The sequence below is a fragment of the Verrucomicrobiota bacterium genome, assembly GCA_019247695.1.
Lineage (GTDB): Bacteria > Verrucomicrobiota > Verrucomicrobiia > Chthoniobacterales > JAFAMB01 > JAFBAP01.
This window is the reverse complement of sequence record JAFBAP010000019.1, coordinates 25,073-40,765: the sequence shown is the minus strand read 5'-3', so window position 1 is coordinate 40,765 and position 15,693 is coordinate 25,073. Positions and strand designations below refer to the sequence as shown.

Below are 15,693 nucleotides of genomic sequence, written 5' to 3'. Positions count from 1 at the left end.
AGCCGGCCCGTGTGACGGGGCCCGGCGGTGAACTCTGGACCGCACCAATCGCAACCTGCGAGCCGTGAATCGCCGACCGCCGACCCAACTCACCCATACGAGTCCCAGCCGAGGAATTGATCCGGCAGCGCGGAGAGACATCATTATCGGCGTTCTGCTCGCGATGTTCCTGGCGGCGCTTGATCAAACGATCGTTGCGCCTGCATTGCCCACCATCGGGGACTCTTTAGGAAACGCCGAATACCTCTCCTGGATTGTCACCGCTTACCTTTTGACGGCGACCGCAGTGACGCCGCTCTGCGGAAAGCTGGCAGATATAAAAGGACGGCGCCCGGTTATTTTCTGGGCAATCGGGATTTTCGTAGCCGGATCAATCATTTCGGCTTTGGCTCGATCGATGTTACTGCTCGTAGCCGGTCGAGCAATCCAGGGAGTCGGCGGAGGTGGTTTGGGCGCCTTAGCCATGACCGTCATCGGCGACGTGGTTGCTCCCCGCGAACGGGGCCAATATCAAGGATACATTTCGGGGATGTGGGGAATCGCAAGTTTAGCGGGACCGATCGTTGGGGGCATTCTGGCGCAAAAGCTGCATTGGTCGATGATCTTCTGGATTAATCTGCCGCTCGCCGCGTTCGCCATTATCTTTTTGAACGCCCCTTTAAAAAAGCTGCCTCCCGTTCATGGCCGGCATCGGCTGGATTTGCTGGGAGCGGGCCTGGTGATCCTGGCGACGATTTCTTTGATGCTCGTGTTGACTTGGGGCGGTTCGCGGTTTGCCTGGACCTCACCCCAGGTTCTCGGGCTGACCTTCGTGTCCCTGGTATTTTGGGTTCTGTTCGGTCTGAGGATTCGCGGTTGCGATGAGCCGATCCTTCCGATGGAGGTGTTGAAAAATCCGACCGTCGCAACTGCAACGGCGTCGAACTTTTTTTCGATGGCGGTGAATCTGGGGCTCGGCGTTTACATCCCGCTGTATTTACAAGGTGTTCGGCACCTGAGCCCGAGCGGCGCCGGTATGAGCTTGGTCCCGTTGATGTCCAGCATGGTATGCGGGGCCGCGTTCTCCGGTTGGATGACAACCCGATTGAGACATTATAAACGAGTGGCGTTGGTTGGTGTAACGACGGCCGCGCTTGCTCTCTTTTTGTTGGCAGCCTGGGCCGGTGGATTGCCCTACGTCGGGCTGGAAACGTTCTTTGTGGTCATCGGCGCCGGTGTCGGGACTTCATTCCCCTTAGCGATTGTTTGTGTTCAAAACGCGGTGGATCCGGCGCACCTTGGTGTGGCGACCGGTGCGGCGACCTTTCTGCGCTCGCTCGGCGGCGCGATGGGTGTCTCCGTTCTGGGCGCGGTGTTTCTCAGTCATGGCTTTGCTCAAAACGCCGAGACCGCCCAAGGGCTAAGTGATCTTGGGACCCGCGCTGGTGCGGCTTTCGCCGCGATTTTCTTAACGGCGGGGCTTGGGCTGGTAATCACCAATGTGTTTCTCCTTTTTATGGAAGAGAAACCGCTGCGGAGCGGACGCGCTGAATGACTGGCGATCGGTGATTGCAGGCGTCGCGGGTCCAAATGGGCGCATTCACACCCCACGTTGAAGTGCCGGGCTGACTCTCCGGGCTGGAGAACAGCTCAGCCAAATTGAACCCCTCAACCCGCCTGACAGCGGTCACGCGCGCGCCGATACACTGAAGTTGCGCCCGGCGCTTTCGAGAACGCCTGGTGGGAGCTGGATGTTATTCATCAAGGATACCATGAACAGGTCGAGCGGTATCGACTGCGGAGGGGCGCCTCCCTCTCTCTCCACGCAGCCGCCGCAGTGAAAGCTGGGCTCGAGCACGCTGCCCGGGGTTTCGTTTCGCCGGTCCCAAAGGGCAATTCCTCCGGAGAGGTTTTTGATCGTGCCGCCACAGACGTCGCAGCGAAGTTGGGGGTGCAGATGACCTTGGTCATCGACCTGAAAGACAAGTGCCATGGCAACCAGCTTAGGGTCATTCGGCGCAATCGGCAACTCCCTCACGCGGCGCGCACGGCGGAGCGACAGGGGTGTCCCTGAAGCCCAACGCCCTGGCCGCGGTTGCCGGGGTACGCTTCCCATTTTATCCGGACCGAACGGAAGCCAAGGCTGGCTCGGGGTCAAAGAGGTTGAACTCCGAGACGGCCTGGAAGGGCAGGTGGTTGAGTTCACGCACCGGGCCGCGCCCCAGTTTGAGCTCCAGCAGGCGTTGGCGGGCCGTGCGCACCAGCGCCTCCAGGTCCTGGGTGATCAGAAAGTCGATGACCCCGGCCCGCAGCAACGGCTCGGTGACCTCGTGCAGTTCGTGGCTGATGAATAAGGGGCGCCGGGCCAGCGGGCTGTCCCGAAGCGCTTGGGCCAGGCCCTGGTTGCCGCCGGCCACGTTGTAGAGGCCGGCGATGTCCGGGCGTTTTTTGAACAACTGCAGCGCCGCTTGGTAGGTGGCCTCGGCCGAATCCTCCCCTTTGATGACCTCCACCAGCTCCAGGCTGGGGAAGCGCTGGCGCAACAAGGAGCGGAAACCGATCTCGCGGTCTTCATGGCAACGGTAAGCGAAGTAGCCCACCACCACGGCCACTTTGGCCGCCGGCAACCGTTCCAGGCAGCGGCCGCACAAAAACCCGGCAAGCCGGCCCGCGGCGCGGTTGTCGATGCCGACGTAAGCCGCCCGGGCGGCCGCGTCGAGGTCAGAGACCAGCGCCACGACCGGTTTGCCGGCCGCGCGCCACTCGGCCAGGGCTGCCTTGAGCGGCTCGGTGTTCTTGGCCACCAGGGCCAAGCCATCGGCCTCGGCGCCCACGGCTTGCAGCAATTCGAGGGTCTCCTGGTCGGAGCGGCTGGCCAGGGCCTGCAAACCGGCAGCCGCGCTGCTTTGGGCCTCGTTGACCCGCCGGACGGCTTCCAGCAGCCGCCGCGTGAACGTCTGGCTCGCCTGGATGATCAGGCGCAGCTGATACGCCGTCTGCGATTCGCCAACCGGCGCTTCTGACCCCTGCGGCGTCTGGCCGTTCTCCAGGCGGTTGATGACCCGCAGGACGTGAGCCTGGGTCCTGGGATGCACCCCCGGGCGATTGTTGATTACACGATCGACGGTCGCCCGGCTTAATCCCGCGGCAGCAACAATATCGTTGATGCTGACTAATCCTTGCCCCTTCATACAAAACGCCGGCGCAGCCCGGGTTTCGCCTCACCCCTGAGGGGCCGGTGCGTCCCGCCGCTGTTCCCGCTTAAATCATTTTCAGCCACCGCATCTACTTACATCTCAAAATGACTCATGTAAATCCGGTTCGATGAGTTTTAATGAGCGATGCTCGAGGCCGGCGTGGTACCTTCGCCGGAGTGAAACCGGCCTTGCGCAATGCCGTTCCCCGGCAGAACTTCGGCCTCGAGACGCGGAGAGCCGACGGTACCGGCTCGCCTGAAAAGCTACCCCCATAATCATCCGACACACCGAGGTTTCTAACTTCGGAGAAAGGCAAATTCATGGCAAAAAAGACAGTCGCTGAGTTGCTTGTTGACACCCTGGCCGCAGCGGGGGTGAAACGCGTGTACGGCATTGTCGGCGACTCCCTGAACGGGGTCACCGATGCCATTCGCCGGCACGGCGGAATCCGGCTGGTTCATGTGCGCCACGAGGAGACGGGCGCGTTTGCGGCCGGTGCCGAGGCCCACCTTACGGGTGCCCTGACGGTTTGCGCCGGCAGTTCCGGGCCCGGCAACCTGCACCTGATCAACGGTCTGTACGATTGCCACCGTAATCGCGTGCCGGTGCTGGCCATTGCTGCGCATATCCCGAGCAGGGAGATCGGGAGTAATTACTTTCAGGAGACCCATCCGGAACGGCTGTTTGCGGAATGCAGCCATTATTGTGAAATGATTTCACACCCGGAACAAATGCCGCGGGTGCTTGAAATTGCCATGCAGACAGCCGCTTCGCGGCAGGGCGTTGCCGTGGTCGTGCTGTCCGGCGATATCGCCTTGCAGGAAGCGATCGCCACGCAGCCCCGGCTGAAGCTGAACCCGGCACGGCCAACCGTCCGGCCGTCGGATGAAGATATCCAGCGGCTTGCGGCGGTTCTGAACGACGTGCAAAAGGTCACCATCCTGGCCGGTGCCGGCTGCGCCGGGGCGCACGATGAATTGATCCGGACCGCCGAGAGACTCAAAGCTCCCATCGTGCACGCCATGCGGGGTAAAGAGTTCGTCGAATACGACAACCCGTTCGATGTGGGCATGACCGGCCTGCTCGGCTTTTCCTCCGGCTACTACGCCATGATGAACGGCGACGCCCTGCTGATGCTGGGAACGGATTTCCCTTACCAACAGTTCTACCCGGAAAAGGCGACCATTGCTCAAATCGATATCCGGCCGGAACAGATTGGCCGCCGGAGCCGCGTGGATATCGGGTTGGTAGGGGACGTGAAAGAAACTCTGAAAGTGCTGCTCGCCCACCTGAACGCCAAGGCTGAGCGTTCACACCTTGACCTCTGCCTTGATCATTACCGTAGAGCGCGGAAAGGCCTGGACGACCTGGCCACCGGCGTGCCCGGTAAAAAGCCGATCCACCCGCAGTACCTCACCAGAAGGCTCGATGCACTGGCAGCGGACGATGCGATTTTCTCCTGCGACGTCGGGACCCCGACCATCTGGGCCGCCCGCTATCTGACGGTGAATGGGAAACGCCGGTTGCTCGGATCGTTCAATCACGGTTCGATGGCGAACGCCTTGCCGCAGGCCATCGGTGCCCAGGCGGCTCTCCCGGACCGGCAGGTTATCTCCCTTTCAGGGGATGGCGGCATCGCGATGCTGCTTGGAGATTTGCTTTCGCTTAAGCAGTTGAACCTGCCCGTCAAGGTGGTCGTGTTCAACAACGGTTCCCTGGCATTTGTGGAACTGGAAATGAAAGCGGCCGGCCTGCTCGGTTTCGGTACCGACCTGCACAACCCGGATTTCGCCAAGATGGCCGAAGGGGCGGGCCTCCTGGGCCTTCGGGTCGAAGCTCCCGAGCAAGTGGATTCGGCGCTGAAGAAGGCGCTCGAGCATGACGGCCCTGCGCTCATCGACGTGGCGGTAAATCGGCAGGAATTGTCGATGCCGCCGACGATCGACTTGCAACAGATGACCGGCTTCGGCCTTTACCTGATCCGAGCCGTGCTCAACGGGCGCGGTGATGAAGTCATCGATCTGGCCCGGACGAATTTGTTCCGGTAACCAACAGCGTGCTACCTGACCTTTGAAGATCCGAGAGCGTTGTGAGATGCCCGGGAAAATGCACCCGGTTGCCGCCGATTTTCACATACCTCTGATACCGTTCAGCAGACAGTTATTTCAGTAGAATGTCGGCTAACGGAGCGTCGGCACCGGAGGCTGCTCCGTACCCGGTTGGATCGGCCTTAGGCCCAACGGGCCGGGAGACGGTTTGATGGCCTGAAGGGCTAAAGGAACTTAGCCCAGGGTTTACCCTCGGTAACCGTAAAATCACGATCGAGCCCTGATGGGGCGGCAGAATTCGCCGGCAATGCCTGCTACTGCCCATTCAGGGTTGGGCCGGAGGGGAACGCCTTCGCCCGTTAAACCCTGGGCCGAGGTCTCCCGGCCCGTTGGGTCTAGGCCGTTTATACGGTTTAAAAGGTTTAACGCCGACAGGGTACCGGGGAAGGAAGACAAGATTTTACCTCCATGGCCTTCGAAATGGTATCAGCCAGAAACTTCAGTCCCTGCCTGACATCAGCCGTCCCTCCGGGACGAAAGCACCCCGCAGCCCCTATCTAAATGCCCGCGGGTAATCTCCATCCGCTTGCCATTAATCACTGACGGGCCGGTGGGGAAGGTGCGGTGGGCGGTTCCGGCTGCATCGACGCGAAGACAGCTTCGGGATCGCGTCCGGAAGCGTGACCGGCATCGATCCAGCCGAAGCGATGGGTAACGCCGCCGACTAGAAAGGCGGCATCCGCCAGGAGGGTAGCCGGCCAAAACCCGGCTCCGATGCTACCGGCGGCCCGCAGGATCAACGCGGCCGGTCCGGTCAGGAGCCCGGCCGATCGCAGGAGCAAACCCGAGCGCCCCTCGTGCACGGCACGGTCCACGGCCCCGTGGTGCCTCAGTTCCAGCAAGAGCCAGACGCAGGTCTCGACGATTGCCGCAAGGAAGCCGAGCGCATTCAGGGCGGGCAATCGGAACCCGAGCAACTCCAGGACGGCAACCGCCGATCCCAGCCCGACCGTCCCGAAGTGGGCCGGTAATAGCCGCACGTGGGAAAACCAAGCCGGGATGGTGCTCACCCCGATCAAGACGCCCGTATAGGTGGCGAGAAACATCCCCCAGAAGCCGGTCCCGACGGCAAGCACTACCGCGAGCACATGCAAGGCTAAAGCGGCTCCGCTGCCGGCAGGGATCAGGTGCCGCTGGTCTAACTCGAAGGCGATCGCGCTCGGAACCGCGCAGGCGCCGAAGAAACTCACGATCCAGGAGCCGACGGACATGGGGGACTTCGGCTTGAACACTCGCAGCATGTGCAGAAACAACCAGGGACGGCCGAGGTCCCAAATCAGCAACACGGTAGAAATCATGACGCCTGCGGCCGCCAGCCACATCGCCGCGCGCGTGACGTCCGCATGCCCGCGAAAGCAGGCGACCGCACCGATCACCCCGGCCATGCCCGCAAGCCCGCCAACAAAAAAATAAAGTGCGATCTGCCATTCCCAGACCGGCGGCCGGACCACCGGCCGGCCGTAGTAACCCGGCTTGGCCGGTTGCAACGAACCCGCCGGGATAGGTCCCCCGGCAACGTCAACGCCGCGTCCGCTGACCCGGCCGGTGGCGCGGGCTTCCTCCCGGAGCTGATCCAATCGGGCCTCGAAATCCGGATGCTTATCGTTGGAGGGCGTATCGTTGGAGGGCATTGCGCTCGAGTTAGAATAGGCTGAAGGTCAGGATCGTGGCCACCAATGCCCCGATGGCAGTGATCAGCGCCGCGCCCCAGCTTGCCTTCAAATGGATGATGGGAACGTCCGGCTTGGGCGGCAGGCCATAGGCCGTCGGGTCCCCCAGCAGAAGAAAGGACGCATGGATACCCTTTACGCTGGTTTCCTGGGGGTCGTAATTGTGCGCGTCGGTGTAGCCGAGCGCGTGGAGATCGGCCACGCGCCGGGCGGCATGGGCACGCAATTCATCCAGCGGGCCGAACAGGATGCTTTCGGTCGGACAGGTTTTCGCGCAGGCCGGCACCAACCCGTCGCGCTGCCGGTCGTAGCAGAAGGTGCACTTGAACGCTCCGCCGGCTTTCGGCTGCGGTTTTGCGCGGCGCTCGATGACGCCGAACGGGCACGACACCACGCAGTAGCCGCACCCGTTGCAAATATCATCCTGCACGAAGACCCCTCCGGTTTCGGTCCGGATGATCGCGCCTGTAGGGCAACTCTCCAGGCACCCGGCCACCTCGCAGTGTTTGCAGACGTTCGAGAGAAACAGCCACCGGAACGGCGCTTCCTGAGCGCCCGTCATCGGGCCGGCGATTTGCGGCCCGCGGTTGAACGGTTGTTCTAGGAAAAGCACGTGACGCCAGGTCGATGCACCCAGGGCACCCGTGTTGTCATACGAATTCCCGGTCCAAACAAAACCGTCGTCCGGCACCTGGTTCCATTCCTTGCAGGCCACCTCGCACGCCTTGCAGCCGATACAGACCGTCGGGTCGGTGTAAAACCCGACGGTCCGGCCGTCTTTAACGTAGTGGTGCCGTTTTTGGTTAGTCGAAAGTAGACCTTCACCAATCATTCTGTTTTTCCGTATTGGCCGTAACTCGAGGAAAACTTGCCGCCTTCTGGTGCGCCGGGCGGCGGTTGTTCCGGGTGCAGGTTAGGTTGCGGGGTGGGGGGCGCTATCCGCTTCATGAATTCCAGGTACTGCGGCCCGCGCGGTACCCGTCCGGGCACGATGGTGCAGCTGACCGCTTTGGTTTCCATGATGGTGACGTTTGGTTCCCCCGAAATCGCCAGGAGGTCGCAGGCGCTGTCGCCCTTGATCGGGCCGCCCCTGCCCCAGTGGAACGGCACCGCGACCTGATGAACGAGTTGGCCTGCTCCGACCCGCACCGGGCGAAGTCGCCGGCTAACCAGGGCGCGGGCCTCAACCGCGGCGCGCATGGTGGCGATGGTCACGTAATCGCCATTTTTCACCTTCAATTCTTCCGCCAGCTCGGGCGACATCTCGATGAAGAATTCGGGCTGAAGCTCAGCCAGGTGGCTCAACCACCGGCTCATACCCCCGGCCGTGTGGTGTTCCGTGAGCCGGTAAGTGGTCAGCACGTACGGAAACCGCGGGTCGCCCGGCGGCGCGAACCGGTTCTCCTGCCGGGTAAACCAGTCGATCACCGGATCGGTATTGCGGCGGTATAGCGCGTTTGAGACCGGGGATTCGATCGGTTCATAGTGGGTCGGCATCGGCCCGTCTTCCAAACCTCTAGGGACGTAGAGCCAGCCCAGGCCGTCCTCCTGCACAATAAAAGGCCGGTCGCCGGGGTGGGCATTAAGCCCCGTGGCGCCGGGTGGCGGCTGATAATCGGGCGGTTTGTCCGGCGGAAAATCCGGGACGTCGTTGCCGACCCATCGCTTCGCGACCGGGTCCCACCACACCAGCTTTTTCCGCTCGCTCCAGGGGGCGCCGTCCGGCCGGGCGCTCGCCCGGTTATAAAGGATGCGGCGATCGCTCGGCCAGGCGAATCCCCAACCGTGCCCGTAAGGACCATGCGGGTCCCGGCGATGGGCTTTGTTGATGCCGTCAGACCCGAGGATGCCGGCATAGATCCAGCAGCCGGACGCGGTTGACCCGTCGTCCTTGAGGTCCTGGTAATGGTCGATTTGCGGCCCGTGGTGAAGCCGGCCCTCGACGTCCTTCACCCAGAGAGTGCCCTTGGCCTCAGCGTGCGGCGCGGTGTGCCAGCCGTTGATTTCGGCCAGGACCGCTTCCATGTTCGGCTCGCCGTTTTCCTCTTCCGGGTACCACCAGTCCAGCGCCCGCAGCGGCTCGTCCATGGGGTCGTTGGAAGCCGCCGCCTTTTGCTTCAGCCGTTTGGCCAGTTGGTGCATGAACCAGCTCTCGCTTTTGCAATCCCCGGGCGGCTCGACCGCCTTCTCACGCCATTGCACCATGCGTTGGGTGTTGGTAAAGGCACCTTCCTTCTCGGCGTGGCCTGCCGCCGGCATCAGAAAAACCTCGGTGGCGATGTCCTCCGTCTTTAACTCGCCGCGCTCGATTTCCGGCGAGTTCAACCAGAAGGTCGCGGGCTCGAGTTCCACCATGTCGCGCACCACCAGCCACTTCAGCTTCGCGAGCGCTTTCCGTTGGAAGCCGGCATGCTGCGCAGCTACCGCCGGGTTCTGGCCCATGCAGAAATAACCTTCGACCTGGGCATCCGCCATCTGATACACGATCTTGAAGAAAGAATGGTTCCTGCTGAGTTTCGGCAGCCAACGGAACCCGAACTCGTTCTCCGCCGTTGCATTCTTCCCGTAATAAGCCTTGAGCAGGCTCACGAAGTACTTGCCGAACTCCGTCCAGAGCCCGGTCGGGTTCGTGTGCTTGCTGATGTAATCGTGCAGCGTGTCCTCGCCCATCCCGGCCCGCGGCATTGGGAGATAACCGGGAAGTATATCGTACAGGGTAGGAATGTCGGTTGAACCCTGAATGGACGCATGGCCGCGCAACGCCATAATGCCGCCGCCGGGCCGGCCGATGTTGCCTAACAGCAACTGCAGGATGCTGGCGATCCGGATCATCTGCACGGCCTTGGAATGTTGCGTCCAACCCACCGCGTACGCCATGGCCGCCGTTTTGTCCGGGCCGCTGGCCCCGGTGAACTTTTCGGCCACTTGGAAAAAGAGGGCCTGCGGGATGCCGCAAACCTTTTCTACCATCTCAGGGGTGTACCGGGCGTAGTGGCGCTTCAGCAGCTGGAAAACGCAGCGTGGATGTTGCAGGGTGAGGTCCCGGTTCGGGTGGCTGACGTCGTCACTGTCGTATTGCCAGGTCTGGGAATCGTACAGGCGCTTGTCCGGGTTCCATCCCGAAAAGAAACCGTCCAGGCCGTCGTCGGGCATGCGGAAATCTTCTCTGATGAGGGCGCTGGCGTTGGTGTAGTGCAGCACGTAGTCCTTGAAATACTTCTCGCGCTCGATCACGTAGTGAACCAGGCCGCCCAAAAATGCAATGTCGGTGCCGGCCCGAATCGGCACCCACAGGTCGGCCACGGCACTGGTCCGTGAAAACCGGGGGTCAACGTGAATCAACGTGGCCCCCCGTTCCTTGGCGGCCATCACCCAGCGGAACCCGACCGGGTGGTTTTCCGCCATCGAGGAGCCTTCAATAAGGATGCAGTCGGCGTTGGCCAGATCCTGCAGAGCCATCGTGGCGCCTCCCCGCCCGAATGAAGTGCCCAGACCGGGCACGGTGCTAGAGTGTCATATTCGCGCCTGGTTGGAAAGGCAGACCATGCCCAGGCCGGCGGTAAAGAGCTTTTTGATGAGGTAATTCTCTTCGTTATCCAGCGTGGCGCCCCCCAGGTGCGCAATGCGCGTCGTATGATTAACCGGATGTCCGTTCTCTTCCGTCTTCCACGCGCGTTTGCGCGTTTCCCAGACCCGATCGGCAATCATGTCCATCGCCTTCTCCGGCTCGATCTCGACCCACGCTTTGGCGTGCGGCGCCCGGTATAGCGTCTTCGTCAGCCGGTTCGGGTGAGTAAGCAGCTGGTAGGATGCCGACCCTTTAGGGCAGAGGTTACCCTGGCTGACCGGGCTGGCCGGGTCCCCTTCGATGGCGAGGAGTTTGCCTTCCCGGTGATAGATCAACTGACCGCAACCGACACCGCAGTAGGGACAAACCGAACGGGCGACTTCGGCCTCTTGCACTCGAGGCTTAAGGGCACGCGTCCTTTCGGACATGGATTCCAGGCCGGTGCCATCCGCCCAATGACGGATTTGCCGGAGCAACGGCCAGTTACCGAGAAAACTGAAGATTCTCATCACTGTATCCCGCCCACGCGGGTCCTCTTCCAGTTACTTCGCAATAAACTCCATCACGGATCGAAAAAAATGCCGCCGCAAAATGCGTGGATCAAGAGAGAACTTTGCGCACGAACGCGAGCAGGGCGGCGTTGAATTCCTCCGGCCTCTGCAAGGGAGCGAAATGGCTCACGGCTTTGAGGACGCGCAACTGGGCGTCCGGAATGGCCGCGGCCAGATATGCTGCGTGTTCAGGTTTGATAAATTCGTCGTGCTCGCTTTGCACGATCAGGACAGGGACGCGGATCTGCGCGAGATCCTGCGCGGAGCAGTTCGGTTGCGTCCGCTGCATGAGGCTGACGTCTTCGACGAACCCCTCGAACTGCTCCGGCGTCGCCGACAGCCTGGCGTAGTCCTTCCTGTGTCGATTAAAGCATCGATTGAGCGTGGGACTTGCTTCCGGCGGCTTTACGCCGGTTGGGTCCATGTTGCAGGCGAAGAAAAACACGCCCGCAGCGCGTGCGGGAGCTTTCGCAGCCAGGATTAACGCGGTGCAGGAGCCGTCGCTCCAGCCCACCAAGGCGGCTTTTTGAAGCCGCAGCGCCTCCATCACGGCCAGAACGTCAGAGGCCATCAACTCATACGAGAACGGTCGCGCATCGCGCGTGCTGCGGCCATGGCCGCGGCTGTCGATCAGAATGGCGCGGTAGCCGCTCTTGACCAGGGCGGGCACTTGATAGCCCCAGTTGCCGCTGTGGCCGACGCCCCCGTGCAACAGCACGACGGGCGAGCCAACGCCGTAAGCGGCATACCGGATTCGCGCTGCCTCGTGTTCAATGTAGCCTTGATCATCGGCGGCCGGTAACGGTGCGGCGCCCTCCGCTTCGAATTTCTTGAGCTCGTCATCGTAGACGTCCATTGGATTGTTTCTGCGTGCGAGCCAGGTCAATCTCTACCCGGCTGGATTGCCTCGACCAGGATACGCTGCGCCGGCTCCAGCCGCGTCGCCATTGCCTCGGGCACCCCGGCCTGCCGCAGCATCGGCGCCACCGGGTGGAAAGAGACCAGCACGCGCCCGTCGCCCTCATCGCGCACCAGTACCCGCAACGGCAAGTCGAGGGCGGCCTGCGGCGCCGCCAGCATGATCGGGGTGCCGCCCCGTGGATTGCCGTAGAGCAGCACCACGGCGGGCGGCATCTCCAACCCGGCTTGCCGCGCGCCCGCCGCATGGTCGATCCGGGCGAACACCGTCATCCCGGCCTTCTCAATGGCCTGAACCAAGCGCTCCAGCGTCGGCGCGAAAGCAACGGCGCTGACGTGCTCGACAGGTCGATGTACGGGTGGGCTACTCATCTCGCCTCATCACCCCTGATGCAAAGGTGCCTTTGCAGTTTCTAGCTAAAAAGCGCCCCGGTGCAACCACCGGCACTCAAAAATGCAGGCGCCCTTCCGCGCACGCCCAACCGGACTTAAACCCGCACGTGGCTCTCGCGAAGTCCGTTACGCGTGGCCGGTTCGGCGTGCGGTCTTCGAGGCGAGTCCACTCATAACGGGCCTCGTGACGCCGCCCTCAGCGCTGCACAGAACTTCTCCCCCGCCGGGGTCACGTCGCCTTTGGCAGCCCAGGCAACGCCGACGCGATGGAATTCCGTCCCACCCGACAGCGGACGATACGCCAAGCGCTGGCCGGCCACGCGCTTGAAGTGCTCGCTGACCAAGGCGACCCCGCGCCCCACCGCCACCGCTGTGACCAACGAACTCGTGCTGTCACATTCCACGGCGATGCACGGGCGGAAGTTGTGAGGTGAAAAGATCCGCTCCAGGATCCGATGAAACTCGGAGTAGTCGTGGCGTTGTAACACGATCAGCGGCTCCGTGGCGACTTGTCGGACGGAGACGGACTTCAGGCGCGCGAACGGATGGCCCGGCGCGACGGCCACCAAAATGGGGTAGCGGCGCAGTTCCTCGAAAACCAGCCCGTCCGCGGAGGCCCCGGTGGGTTGAACCATCACGGCCAGTTAGAGCGAGCCGTCGAGCAACCCCGCGTACAATTCATCGCTTGCGAGGTCATGGAGCATCACGTTCACGCGCGAGACGGCCAGCTGGAAAGCCGCGAGCGCAGGAGGCAGCAGGTCCACCGAAAGGGAGGGCTCATAGCCGATGTGAAGCTCGCCGCACTGGCCGCGAGCCAGCGCGCGCACTTTGGCCACCGATTCCTCGACGCGCTTCAGCATTTCGCGGGCTTCCTCCAAAAAAAGTTTTCCCTCGGCGGTGAGCGTCACGCCGCGCGGGCTGCGGCGCAGCAAGTCCACCCCGAGTTCTTCTTCGAGATCCTGCACCTGCCGGCTCAGGGCGGGTTGCGCCACCCGCAGTTGCGCGGCGGCCCTGGTAAAGTTCAACGCTTCAGCCACGGCGACTAAATAGCGCAGGTGCCGCAGTTCCATCGTGGAAATCCAGTATGCCCGGAAAGCATGGCTGCGCAAGGAAAGGGGTATTGGGCAAAGCCGTGCGGCCGGCGTACGGCTGCTGGTAGCGGGACAACCGGCCCGGCAAACCAAACGGAGCCGAGAAGCGTCAAACCGAAAGGCCAAGTTTATGCATACCGATTTCACGAAACAAGGGGCCAACCAAGCGGCGTGGCTCACCGGCGGCGCGCGCTCCCTCGGCGCGGCTATCACCAAACGGCTCGACGCTTGGATGCGCGCTTGGGGAAACTCGCCGCCGGCCGGCGTCATGTTCGTGTCCCTCCGGCCAGGGTGGGCGGGGATGAGGGTGATGCCGCACACCCCCGGCGCCGGGGCGATGCCCCGGCCGGACTCCGCCTCCGCATCCTTGGTCCGCGCGTACCCCGATGAGCCACCGGCGGCGAGGCACAGAACCTTTGGCCGAAGGGCCGCGCTTCGGCCGCCCATCCTCAGTCGTTCATTGCTGAGAGACCATGATTGCCCCTCCCGAAAGACGCGACCGCAATCGCGCTTTCAAGGTTGCATCGCGGCGGCGGAATCGTCGCTGTCACGGCGCCGTCGCTAAAGCTCGACGACGGCATTCCCCGGACGCAAACCCTTGGGAAACGCCCTCACAGGGACTGAAGGCCATGCCTACGATCAGCCGTCCCTCCGGGACGAAAGCAATACCCGGCCTGCTGCCCTTAACGGTATGCATCGGTGGCTCGTTATATGCTCATGCTGTGCGCCTGGCGCTTCCTAACCTGCAACCGGTGCAAACTGACATCCTCCAAGGTAGAAAGTTTGTAATGCTCCAGGAGCTGAATCATCGCGTCGAGTACTCAACGGGTTGGCTTCGCCGGCGGTTAACGGCTAAAAACATTTTGCAAATCGGAACAATTCCGTCGACGCCGGCCGCAGTTCAGGGGGGGAACGGCGGCCCGGGGCTCACTTTTTCTAACTGGCCGATTAGGATGATTATCGGTGTATTCGGAAAAATGTTTTATCGACAATTTCAGAGAAACCGTTGACACCAGCACCGATCGGCTCCATGTAACGTAACGCGCCGGCGCGGTCCTCTTAGGATTTCACCGGTGAACGCGTCCGATTCCCCCCCCCTTAAAATAGCATAGCATACACGCGCATGAAACGCCCCCTCTTGTCCGTCGTGGCTCTCCTAACTACGATCGGTTGCCTCACCGATGCATCAGCTGCGCCCCAAAAGAAATGGGTCGTCGCGCTCTCGAATTCTTACTTCGGGAACACCTGGCGGCGACAAATGGTCGATGCTTTCAAAGAGGCGGCTGAACAAGCCAAGAAAGAGGGCCGGATCGCCGATTACGACATCGAGAACGGCGACGGGTCGGTAAACCAGCAGGTTTCTCAGATGAACGGCCTGATATTAAGGCACGTCGACGCCATCGCAATCAACGCGGCTTCTCCCACCGCCCTCAACGGCGTCATCGAGAAAGCCTGCGCCGCGGGCATCAAGGTGATTGCCTTCGACTCCATCGCGAACAGCCCCTGCTGCTATAAGCTGGACTTCGATTTCAAGAAGGCGCACGTGGACTCCACCACCTACATCGTCGGGACATTGCTGGGCGGCAAAGGCAACGTGCTGATCGTTCGCGGCGTCAAGGGTTCGGCGCCCGATCAAGAGATGTACGCCGGGCAAATGGAGGCTCTAAAACAGTACCCGAACGCCAAAGTGATCGGCGAGGTGTACGGTCAGGCCACAACCGCGGTGGCGCAATCGGCGGTCAGCAACATCCTGCCCAGCCTGCCTGACGTTGACGCGGTGCTGACCCAGGGGGGCGGCGATGACTACGGCGTGGTGCAGGCGTTCCTGCAGGCAGGCAGGAAACTGCCGGTCGTTGAAGGGTGCGGCAGCTCGAATTTCCTTAAATGGTGGGATGAACAGTACAAGAAGAGCGGTTACAAAACGATCTCGGATAGTTCCGCGCCGGGCATTGGGGGCGCGGTGGTGTGGCTAACGCTCAACATCCTCGACGGCGCCAACCCGTCGAAGAACATGCTCATGCCTTACGCGATGGTCACGGCGGAGAACCTGTCGCAATACGCCGACTTACCCCCGGGCACCATCGTTAGCCCGAAATACACCGAGGATTGGGTGAAACAGAACCTGCTCACCGCTCCTAAACAGCAATCGTCGACCGGGACGGCTCCGGGGTCGATCGCCGGCACAGGGCCTCGTTAGCACAGGGCGCGGTTACCCCTT

At 62.1% G+C, this 15,693-nt stretch carries 14 protein-coding genes; 4 read left to right on the top strand and 10 right to left on the bottom strand.

The genetic code is table 11. From position 1 onward, the window contains the following. Positions 1-64: 64 nt before the first annotated feature. Entirely contained in the window at positions 65-1,534 is a 1,470-nt protein-coding gene (locus JO015_02155) for an MFS transporter (protein MBV9997894.1), read from the top strand. 132 nt (positions 1,535-1,666) lie between these two features. Here JO015_02155 and JO015_02150 read toward each other — a convergent pair whose 3' ends face one another. Together JO015_02150 and JO015_02145 are read right to left on the bottom strand one after the other, a co-directional pair. Continuing rightward, the gene (locus JO015_02150; protein ID MBV9997893.1) at positions 1,667-1,972 is read right to left on the bottom strand and encodes a hypothetical protein; all 306 of its coding nucleotides are present in this window, start codon (positions 1,970-1,972) and stop codon (positions 1,667-1,669) included. A 124-nt stretch (positions 1,973-2,096) separates the two neighbouring features. Further along, entirely contained in the window at positions 2,097-3,170 is a 1,074-nt protein-coding gene (locus tag JO015_02145; protein ID MBV9997892.1) for a LacI family DNA-binding transcriptional regulator, read from the bottom strand. 326 nt (positions 3,171-3,496) lie between these two features. Between JO015_02145 and poxB the strand changes: the two genes are divergently transcribed. Continuing rightward, positions 3,497-5,224, top strand: a complete 1,728-nt coding sequence (gene poxB, locus JO015_02140) for a ubiquinone-dependent pyruvate dehydrogenase (GenBank protein MBV9997891.1) — start codon at positions 3,497-3,499, stop codon at positions 5,222-5,224. Positions 5,225-5,820: 596 nt separating this feature from the next. Here poxB and nrfD read toward each other — a convergent pair. The 8 genes from nrfD to JO015_02100 all read right to left on the bottom strand — a co-directional run bounded on the left by nrfD (position 5,821) and on the right by JO015_02100 (position 13,454). Beyond that, a complete protein-coding gene (gene nrfD, locus JO015_02135; GenBank protein ID MBV9997890.1) occupies positions 5,821-6,915 on the bottom strand; it encodes a polysulfide reductase NrfD in 1,095 nt (364 codons plus the stop codon). A 10-nt stretch (positions 6,916-6,925) separates the two neighbouring features. Beyond that, positions 6,926-7,786: a 4Fe-4S dicluster domain-containing protein gene (locus JO015_02130; protein ID MBV9997889.1), complete on the bottom strand. Its 861-nt coding sequence runs from the start codon at positions 7,784-7,786 to the stop codon at positions 6,926-6,928. Beyond that, the gene (fdnG, locus tag JO015_02125; protein MBV9997888.1) at positions 7,783-10,455 is read right to left on the bottom strand and encodes a formate dehydrogenase-N subunit alpha; all 2,673 of its coding nucleotides are present in this window, start codon (positions 10,453-10,455) and stop codon (positions 7,783-7,785) included. Before fdnG ends, JO015_02130 begins: the two co-directional genes overlap by 4 nt. A gap of 12 nt (positions 10,456-10,467) precedes the next feature. Continuing rightward, positions 10,468-11,031, bottom strand: coding sequence for a dehydrogenase (locus JO015_02120; GenBank protein MBV9997887.1), 564 nt, complete (start codon positions 11,029-11,031; stop codon positions 10,468-10,470). A gap of 91 nt (positions 11,032-11,122) precedes the next feature. Further along, positions 11,123-11,929 (bottom strand): alpha/beta hydrolase, encoded by an 807-nt coding sequence (locus JO015_02115; protein ID MBV9997886.1) that lies wholly within the window; start codon positions 11,927-11,929, stop codon positions 11,123-11,125. A gap of 26 nt (positions 11,930-11,955) precedes the next feature. Next, positions 11,956-12,363 (bottom strand): DUF302 domain-containing protein, encoded by a 408-nt coding sequence (locus JO015_02110; GenBank protein ID MBV9997885.1) that lies wholly within the window; start codon positions 12,361-12,363, stop codon positions 11,956-11,958. Between the two features lie 191 nt (positions 12,364-12,554). Next, a complete protein-coding gene (locus JO015_02105) occupies positions 12,555-13,019 on the bottom strand; it encodes a LysR family substrate-binding domain-containing protein (protein ID MBV9997884.1) in 465 nt (154 codons plus the stop codon). Between the two features lie 9 nt (positions 13,020-13,028). After that, entirely contained in the window at positions 13,029-13,454 is a 426-nt protein-coding gene (locus JO015_02100) for a LysR family transcriptional regulator (GenBank protein ID MBV9997883.1), read from the bottom strand. A gap of 650 nt (positions 13,455-14,104) precedes the next feature. Here JO015_02100 and JO015_02095 point away from each other — a divergent pair. Further along, positions 14,105-14,485 carry a hypothetical protein gene (locus JO015_02095; GenBank protein ID MBV9997882.1) on the top strand — a complete coding sequence of 127 codons (381 nt, stop codon included), beginning with the start codon at positions 14,105-14,107 and terminating at the stop codon, positions 14,483-14,485. A 113-nt stretch (positions 14,486-14,598) separates the two neighbouring features. After that, positions 14,599-15,672, top strand: coding sequence for an ABC transporter substrate-binding protein (locus JO015_02090; protein ID MBV9997881.1), 1,074 nt, complete (start codon positions 14,599-14,601; stop codon positions 15,670-15,672). Positions 15,673-15,693: the final 21 nt, after the last annotated feature.